We start from the raw sequence: 8789 nt of genomic DNA, 5'->3' as shown, positions 1-8789 counted from the left end.
GCGGTGGTGGCGGCGGTTGCGACCCTTGCGGCGGCTACCATTGGGATCCGTTTATCAACTGACGCGCCGTGATAATCGCACGCCGTTGATGGTCTGAAGCTCATATATTTTCGTTCGATGGGGCTTCAGACCTCTTTACCAAGTCTTTTTGCCAAGTCTACGAAACCCGGCCTATTCAGTCATTAGCTTGGAAAACTAGGGTTGGGCCACCCAACTACCCCCGCAGAAATGAAAAGGCTCACCGAAGTGAGCCTTAAAATTTGGAGCTTTGTTTCAACAGCAGCCTGATGAAAAAGTGAAATTTATACTCTCTATTTATTTTGACCAAACAACAAATTGGTTGTCTGTTTGTCAACGGCACCGCTATTCTTTCCGTCAACTCCGTGATAACGATCTTTGCGGCATAACCTTTCTTTTACATCACAGAAAACACCATTTGCAAAGGTGAATCGCGTATGGTCGAAATCGCCTAGGGCAACTATCCGCTCACTTTTTTTCTTGCCTAAGTACCGTTCTGTCAGTGGTACCGAAATACCTTTCGTGTCCGCACACACAAAATTATCACATACCACCCCAGAAACTGGTGATTTCAGCCTCTTTTGTGTCGCCGCGTTAGCATTAGTCGCAATAAAGCCCAATGACAAAACCAACACAGCCAGTAATGTCTTCATTGTCTCGTCCTGTGTAGTGGAAGTCTGGAGCGGCCAGCAGGGATAGAACCCGCAACCCAATAATTATAAGTCTAGTGCTCTAACCCACAGAACAAAAGAGCCATAATACAAAAGCACACTGAACATCTCCGGGCGCCCCCATCGTCGACTTAATCCAATGTGCTTTTGTATTTAAAAATATCCCGCCATCGACACAAGGAACTTCGTATCATCATCTTTTGCTGAGACAACAGTCCAAATGAATGAACTAATGGCGGGGAATACCGTTTTTAAAATCGGCAATAAAAAAGCTTAAGGATGCCGTATAACCGGCACAACTTACCCTAATAACGGTAGAGATCGCTCAACAAACTATAAAAGCTAAAAATGAGAGAGTAATCACAATAATTCATCAACCCACCCATTAGTAAGATGTATTGATGCTTTCACAAGTGTTGACTTATAGACAGAATCATCCTGTGAGGAAAATACTGCAAATCCCTTTACGGACTTCATGATAGAAATGGTATTTTTATCATTATATTTTTTCAAAAAAACTAATTAATATTAAAACTTAACACTGCACTTCCTGAGTAAGTTCCCGGTTCAACCTTATTACCCTGAGTCGTTAATTCAGAGGTCACTTCGATTGGTTCTGAAATAGGCGTTGCAGACGACGACACGGGTATACCCTGTGATGCATTCTTTCCATTAATTTTGATAACAGCGTCAATATTTTTACCTAATTTGACGGATGTTCCATCAAGTGAACTCCAATTGCTCCCTGACGAAGAGATGAGTTTTAGTGTCCCCGATTTTACACTTGAACTGCAGGTTAGCACTGTCGATACTGTTTTTTTGCTTCCCTGAATCTCTTTTTCATGTATAGAACCATAGTCAATGACTAAATTGCTGGCAGTGAATTTACATGTATCTCTGACGGTAATACGAAGACTCCCGGTATAATCGAACCAATAGTTACCCCTTTCATGTCGCATAGAACATGATGCTGTCCCGCAGTATTGATGATTAAATGAGGCAATTACCCCCCGATAAATATAAGTTCCAGCAGGCGTATTCTCCGGCGCTGATATTTCTATTGGTGCGGTATAGTTCTCATTATGCCAAACGTATGGCCTTGTCTCTGGTACATTAAACCATCCAATCCAGGGACTATAGTGATACGCGACCCCATCGGTAAAGGACAAGTTTCGTGATTGTCTATATATATAGTTACGACCTGATGATGGTTGTCCTTTAATATTAAATATAACCCCATTAGCATTAATGGTTTCTGGTGCTGTTATAGCCACTCCCATCATCCAGCGGTCATTCTCTATACCAGGATGAGAATAGATCGTACCATTATTACAGCCTGACACACAGGATGCACTCTCCCCATTAGAATTATAGTTTCCAAGAATATCTAGTGATATATAAATCTTTTCTGCACTTCCTCCTGGAGTCAAAATAACGTCTCCCGAGGGTAATGACCACGTATGTTCTATTCTTGATGATTCTTGCACATAGTTATAAGCCAGCGAAAATTGAGAATAAAAAAACATTGTGGCTATTATTGCCAACTTTGTTATTTGCATAAAAAAATAACTGCATTTAATTAGCATTCTACTATATAGCATAATAAATTCCTGATAGGTTTATCGAAAAGAATCTAATTCCACTCAAAAGTTCACTTTTTTCTTGTGTCTTTCAGTACCGATATTTATCACAGGCGTTTTAAAAGCTACTGATAATTTATCATCAGGCTGGCCGTCGCTTGAAAAGCACCGGCCTGCAATTGCCCTACGGACGGCGTCACCAACCGTGCTTTCAACTGCAGTTGTCCATCAACTATACTTTCTACTGGCACCCACTGATTCAGGTTTACCGGTGTTGTACCCGCTTTACCCGATGTTAGTGCTATTCCTAACCCGTTCAGCGAGGTAGAAAGGACGTTTGCTCCCATAGCACTCATCACTCCGTAACTCGTTGGACTTATATACATTTTAAGAATTTTGCCAGTCGGTGCGGAATTGTCGCAACTTATCTTCAGATTCACCGACTGCTCAGCATCCACCGTTCCCACTCGTTCCAAACTTAGCTCGCCGAATGGAACCTCTACCGCCGATTCACCATTATTACCTGTCACTGTGCATACCGGTTCCAGAATAATCGCTTTAATCGTAATAGGGAGAGTTACGGCCTGTCCATGTGCACTCCAGAACAACATACACAACCACATGCCGTGTATTAATTGCTTCATCATCTGTTTCCTCAAATTAGAGCCAAATTGCCGTTACTGAAGCTTTACCTCTGTATTCTCTGACATATTTTTACTGATAGGACACCTCAAACGTCGCCGTCGCTGTATACGGCCCTTCTTTCACTGCTGTCGTATCCGGTGCTAACGCATAAGCACCAAAACGAAATCGGTTGACCTGCTCACTACCTGTTGCTGTTATTCGCCCCGCAGAGACTGGTTTACCCAACGAGATTAAGGCACCGGAGCCATCCTCCAGTCCGATCAACAGACCGGTTCCGCCCTCTGTTGCCAACATCGTTATCCCGCCAACATTTTGGGTTTTGGCTGCACTGAACGTCATCGTTACCAGTTTCCCCTGCATAGCTGCTGCGCAATCTTTCAGCCCGATATCAAATGGCTCGCTCGGCGTACGTCCATCTTTTATAAAAGCTTGTACCGAGTGGGAGGGTAGCGTCACTAATAAGGGCGTATCCCCCCGCTCAAGCTGACACTGAGTGTCCAACAGCGTGCCGCTAAATGTCAGATCGACTCCTCCCCCTGCTGCGGCTCCCCATTGGGGGATAGCAGCCAGCAGCGCCAACACACATCCTACATTGCCTCTACTCATCATCCTCTCCACACGCAATGTCACTCCTGAAACAGGAAGCTTTTGGCTAAACCTTTTTCACAACACAGTTCCCACCAGTGCAACTGAACTTCAACACTGGTCGACCACCATAATCGTTGATATAGGTCAGATAAGGTGTAGCGTAGTGACCAATTTTCACCTGATAATTACTTTTGGGGGAGACCATCACCACATCAAATGCCTCATTCTCAGACTGTCGCTGACTGCCAGCCAGACCAATTATTGTGATGTAATAAGGTGTCGGATTCTCTATTCGGTAGCCGCCGCCCTCCTCATGCAAGATCAGTTGGTCTTGCCAGACCGCGCCAGGAGCGGCAACTATCCCTTTCGGACGATAAAATAATTTGATCTTGGTCTGTAATGCTATTTGCAACACATTGGGCTGGTCACTACGTGGTGGAATTTCCCGTAAGTTAAAATAAAATAATGATTCTCTATCCTGAGGAAGCTGCTTGGCATCCGGAGTTGACGACACCCGCAACATGCTTTTCATTCCCGGCTCCAAACGCTGTACCGGTGGTGTTACCACTAACGGTCCCTGCACCAATTTCTGTTGATGCTCTCCCTCTAGCCAGACTTGCGCCAAATATGGCAATTGCTTATTTTCATTACTAATATTTAGGGTAAGAGACTTATTATCTGCATTAAATATTGCTCTAGTTCGGTCTAATCCCACAGCCGCTTGTACCGCCGGGTGTATCGCAAACAGTATTGTTATCGAAACCAGGCTTAATACCTTATGTATACTTATCATGTTGTCTTATCCTATATATTAAGGCTGTATGCCTGTTAATGCTTAGCTGCCACAACGGATCCACACGGCAATAGCAGCTGCTTACCCTTTAAATCTGAAGGAATATTGACTTCACAACGACTCTGCCCATCCCAAGCCACATCAAGTACCGTATTGGGGTTAACCCCACTCAGCCATGCCAGACCACTGTCTCCGACGATACCCAACTCCCTACCTTTTCGGTCACGCACGCTGGCAGCAAATGGGGGATATGTACCGTCTTTCAGCCGGAGAACCGCAAACAGCCGCTCCCCTTTCAATACACTAAAATGCTGGTAACCAATGGCACCATCGGTTAGTGCTGTTTCCACAACGCCTTGGGTTGCCTCTATGTCATCGGCCATATTGTTGATATCGACTCGCGCCGTGGTGCGGTAATAACTGTTAACATCAGTTAACACCCCAATGCCCCACGAATTAGTGACCACGCGGCCGTCATCCACCGGTACTCCGCTTATTCCATCGGTATCTATCATCAAACGGGTACTGCCGTTATATCCACCAGAGTGCAGCGCTACGCCTTTACTTGTCGCCGTCATCCCTCCAATAGCACTGACGCCCAAAGAGGTATAGCTGTTCTCTGCCATTGTCACATTACCGGTCATGTTTGCCAGAGAACCGTTGTGGGTGTACATGCCACTAAACTGGCTGCGTGTAGCTTGCCCATTGTCCTGATCTAGCCCCACATTCAGGTTGTAGCTGTCAAGCCGCCCGACAGGGGCGTAATATCCCACACGCTGGCCGACCCGTTTCCCGCTATAATCGCTACTGTAGTTGGCCGTTCCTTTTCCTATCGGCACTGACAACGTCAAATTGATAGTATCGTCATTACGCTCCAGATACTGGCTACGGCTACCCGTTGCGATCAGAGACAGGTTCCTTAGACCGAGTGACGGCAGATCAAACCAGGTATTTAGGCTAACGCCATACTGACCGGTACCTCCGCGATCCCAATAGTTCTGGAATTGATAATTGAGACTGAGGGATAGCGGTAAAACCAACTCATCAAATCGCTTGCTAATATTGATCTGATAACGTTCCCTCTGATGAGTCGTGTCATTGTCTCGAAACCGGGCATCTAAATACTGCTGCATGGACATATAGTCATGCTCGGAGAAACGGTACCCAGCGAAGGTCACATCAGTATTAGCATCATCAAAGTGCTTGGAATAACTCACATGCCATGATTTGCCTTCCCGCCGCCCTTGCAGGGGTAAGTTTGCTAATGATTGGGTAACATCTAGTGCCGCAGTACCAAACTGGAATAAGTCGCGACCAGCACCTATCGCCAAAGCCTGATAATCATCCGACGCCGTTGCACCGCCATACACCGACCAGCTGTTAGATATCCCCCAGGATGCCTCTCCCGTTGTAAACAACGGCCCTTCTGTATTACGGTTCCAGGTACTGGGCTGCCCAGTGACCACTTGATAACGGACCTGGCCCGGGCGAGTCAGATAGGGCACCGATGCCGTAGTGACACTGAAAGTCTGCACTTCGCCATTTTGTTCTATCACTTTCACATCCAACTGACCGCGGATACCACTGTCCAGATTCTGGATACGAAATGGTCCGGCAGGTACCATGCTGTCGTAAACCATCCTTCCCTGCTGTGTTACCGTAACTCTGGCGTTGGTTCTCGCCACCCCAATGATTTCATGCGCATAGCCGCGCAAGCGCGGTGGTAACATACTCTCATCGCTGGCCAGGCTAACGCCAGAGTAACGCCATGAGTCAAATAGGTTAGAGTTGACATTACTTTCCCCTAAGGTCAGAACCGCTTCAATTGTCGGTAATGGTCGGTACAGATAAATACGGGTCAGGTCAAAGGTATGTTGTGAACCGCCCTTATCACTGGCTCGGACGTAGCTGCCCTGATAATCTCCTCGTAGACGCCATGCCCCCATATTCCCGCCCAACGTACCGCTGAAACCTGTATTTTGTTGTTGACCATGACTCTGCGTCCGGGTCATCGTGCTATTGATGTTGTAGTCCAACATCACCCCTGGAATACCATTATCCCAACGGGAGGGGGGTAACCAAGTCGCATCTGAATATTCCAACCACGCCTGAGGCATGTTGATATTCAGAGTGCTATTGCCGATATCGCCTTTCAAAGTGGTGCCTTTCAGTGGTGCAAAATCTGCACACTGTCCCTGATGCCAGACACCTACCAGCTTCAGGGCCTTTTCTGTCAAACCCAAGTTGCCAAGCAATTCTGGCGACAGACAAGCCTCTGGCATATTTAAAGGAGATGAAGCCTCCGCGGAGACCTGACGAATATAGAAAGGAATCGCAATATCATTCCCTACTCTTTCGCCATTTAATTTCATTTCCATCTGGTATACACCAGGTAAAATATAGCCTTCCCGTGAAAACCGGGAGAAATCTATATTCTTCTTATCATCCGTATCGAGAATGTCAGTATTAAACTCCACTGAAAAAACCTTGATAGAGAATAGTGACATAATGATTAAGACAGAGATTCTATTTGTGTTCAATACACGCTGTTTCATAATTATCACCGGAATAGTTATTTGAATTCCGTATCATTAATTCCTGCTATTGACACGAGCGTACCCTTCCGCACAGAGGAATGACTCGTAAGCCACCTGAGCAGATATAAATTTTATTTTTAAATGAAATGATTATTTTAAAGTTAGTTTGGCGTATTAACCCACTAGGAGATAATACGCCATAATTATTCCCTGGCTCCAGAGAAAAACCCTCTAGAAAAGGCACAGTACAACATTAACTCAAACAGCCTAATAGCATCTATTCAATCCCCCTCTTCCTATATGGAAGAGGAGTCAGAAGATTACTTATAGGCAATGACGAAATTGGTTGTCGCTTCGAAATTACCCACAGTAACATTGGTTGCTGTATCTGCCTTTTTGGCTTCTGCGGTATAAGTCAGGATATTATCACCTGTCGGATTCATCCCAATGATAGGTTTGGCAGTACCAAAAATGATGCCAGAAATAGCGATTCCAAGCCCGGTAGCTGCGCCATGAGTGGTGAGTAGATTTTTACCACTTAGCAAGTCAGTGCTAGCAAATGTAATATCAGCAGTTTTTCCTGTTAAATTACAATTTTCCAGATGGATCTGAAACTTCTTGGCTGTTACAACATTGGCATTCAGCTGGGATAGCGAAAGTTGACCGAAGGGTACTTTGACATCCATACCATCTTGGCCTGGTGCTAAATTACAAGGTGAATCTACTACTTCACCATTAAAGGTTATTTTACCATTATTACCTGTCGCCGCCGTTGCGCCATAAGAAATCACACCCAGTACAGCGATAATAGCTAATTTAGAGACTTTCATAAAATTATTTCCTTATTTGTTTTTGAAAAAATAAACATCAAACCCTATCTGACATGTAGATATAAAAACATAAAAAGATAGCGTTACCACAAATGAATGATGGTGTAATTTATCTATCCATTACTCACCACATCATCATTCAAAGTACATTTTGAAAATAGTCATTCCCTCTGGGGGATTTATACTCCAGATTAATTTAAAAAATAATCCATCCTAAAGATAAAAATTATCGGTTGCCATTTAGCTCACATATCATGGCATTCAAAGAGTCTATTCCGGTGCGCCGAAGCCCCCTTTGTTTATAACGACTGACTGAGTTATATGACAAGCCGATATTATCGGCGATATAATTCAAATTCTTACCACGCAACAACTCACATAACACGGCGCGTTCTTTGGCCAGATAAATGGTTGTCTTTCTACATTGCTGTTTATATTGCTGTGGCGTTCTACGCCACATAAGCCGTAGACGTTCTGCTAATGATGCCAATGGTTCACGAGCGGACAGCACCATATCGAACCCGGCAGCATCAAGCATTCTTTTCAGCACTGGTGTATCATGTAGTGTCACGCCGCCTCTATGACAATGCTTTGGTACCGATACCTCAAGCAGGTCGGCCATTTCCTCTGTTGTTCCCTTCGCTACACAAAGCAACAAAGTCACAATTGGCTGAATCAGTGCTTGATGTAAAGCATCTCGCGTAGTGACCACTTGGCATTCTGATTTGCCGGGCAAGTTTTGGCATAAACTAACCAAACCCAATGCAGCATGCGGACATTCGGAATAAATCACGATGCGTTTATCCATGTTATCTAACCTCCTTTGGGTTTTATAACCGATCCTATCAGGGCAATTTTATGAACTCGTTCCTTTCATAAGATCCATATGTGCTTTAAATCCAAACAGCTAACTAAACCAAGATAAACTCTTGGTTATAAACATACTTTACTCACAACAATCACCTACTACTCATGAGTAAAAATCAGCCTGAGGTAAAAAATCATTATTTTATAAGTTACTCTACCCTCTTCACTTTCAATTACTTTCGACACGGCCGACTTTAAAAAAATACCGATTACCATTTTACTTATAATAGAAATGACCGTCTAATCCAGCACTGTAAACT

General features: G+C 44.5%; 8 protein-coding genes. All 8 read right to left on the bottom strand.

What is annotated here, in order from left to right:
• Positions 1–311: 311 nt before the first annotated feature.
• Positions 312–671, bottom strand: coding sequence for a YcgJ family protein (locus FTA91_RS14435; RefSeq protein WP_145536096.1), 360 nt, complete (start codon positions 669–671; stop codon positions 312–314).
• A 536-nt stretch (positions 672–1207) separates the two neighbouring features.
• A complete protein-coding gene (locus FTA91_RS14430) occupies positions 1208–2248 on the bottom strand; it encodes an MrpH family fimbial adhesin (RefSeq protein WP_174635216.1) in 1041 nt (346 codons plus the stop codon).
• 146 nt (positions 2249–2394) lie between these two features.
• Positions 2395–2916: a fimbrial protein gene (locus FTA91_RS14425; RefSeq protein ID WP_235896859.1), complete on the bottom strand. Its 522-nt coding sequence runs from the start codon at positions 2914–2916 to the stop codon at positions 2395–2397.
• 67 nt (positions 2917–2983) lie between these two features.
• The gene (locus tag FTA91_RS14420) at positions 2984–3520 is read right to left on the bottom strand and encodes a fimbrial protein (protein ID WP_235896858.1); all 537 of its coding nucleotides are present in this window, start codon (positions 3518–3520) and stop codon (positions 2984–2986) included.
• A gap of 46 nt (positions 3521–3566) precedes the next feature.
• Positions 3567–4295, bottom strand: coding sequence for a fimbrial biogenesis chaperone (locus FTA91_RS14415; protein WP_050112444.1), 729 nt, complete (start codon positions 4293–4295; stop codon positions 3567–3569).
• Between the two features lie 35 nt (positions 4296–4330).
• The gene (locus tag FTA91_RS14410; RefSeq protein ID WP_050112443.1) at positions 4331–6850 is read right to left on the bottom strand and encodes a fimbria/pilus outer membrane usher protein; all 2520 of its coding nucleotides are present in this window, start codon (positions 6848–6850) and stop codon (positions 4331–4333) included.
• 302 nt (positions 6851–7152) lie between these two features.
• A complete protein-coding gene (locus FTA91_RS14405) occupies positions 7153–7662 on the bottom strand; it encodes a fimbrial protein (RefSeq protein ID WP_050112442.1) in 510 nt (169 codons plus the stop codon).
• 226 nt (positions 7663–7888) lie between these two features.
• Positions 7889–8470, bottom strand: coding sequence for a helix-turn-helix transcriptional regulator (locus FTA91_RS14400; protein ID WP_050112441.1), 582 nt, complete (start codon positions 8468–8470; stop codon positions 7889–7891).
• Between the last annotated feature and the right edge of the window lie 319 nt (positions 8471–8789).

The sequence above is a fragment of the Yersinia thracica genome (assembly GCF_902170565.1).
Lineage (GTDB): Bacteria > Pseudomonadota > Gammaproteobacteria > Enterobacterales > Enterobacteriaceae > Yersinia > Yersinia thracica.
This window is presented reverse-complemented; position numbering and strand designations above follow the sequence as displayed.

Excerpts from the sequence above, each read along its gene's own strand:
- FTA91_RS14435 (WP_145536096.1), bottom strand. The coding sequence starts at position 671 with ATGAAGACATTACTGGCTGTGTTGGTTTTGTCATTGGGCTTTATTGCG.
- FTA91_RS14415 (WP_050112444.1), bottom strand. The coding sequence starts at position 4,295 with ATGATAAGTATACATAAGGTATTAAGCCTGGTTTCGATAACAATACTG.
- FTA91_RS14405 (WP_050112442.1), bottom strand. The coding sequence starts at position 7,662 with ATGAAAGTCTCTAAATTAGCTATTATCGCTGTACTGGGTGTGATTTCT.
- FTA91_RS14410 (WP_050112443.1), bottom strand. The coding sequence starts at position 6,850 with ATGAAACAGCGTGTATTGAACACAAATAGAATCTCTGTCTTAATCATT.
- FTA91_RS14430 (WP_174635216.1), bottom strand. The coding sequence starts at position 2,248 with ATGCAAATAACAAAGTTGGCAATAATAGCCACAATGTTTTTTTATTCT.
- FTA91_RS14400 (WP_050112441.1), bottom strand. The coding sequence starts at position 8,470 with ATGGATAAACGCATCGTGATTTATTCCGAATGTCCGCATGCTGCATTG.
- FTA91_RS14425 (WP_235896859.1), bottom strand. The coding sequence starts at position 2,916 with ATGATGAAGCAATTAATACACGGCATGTGGTTGTGTATGTTGTTCTGG.
- FTA91_RS14420 (WP_235896858.1), bottom strand. The coding sequence starts at position 3,520 with ATGAGTAGAGGCAATGTAGGATGTGTGTTGGCGCTGCTGGCTGCTATC.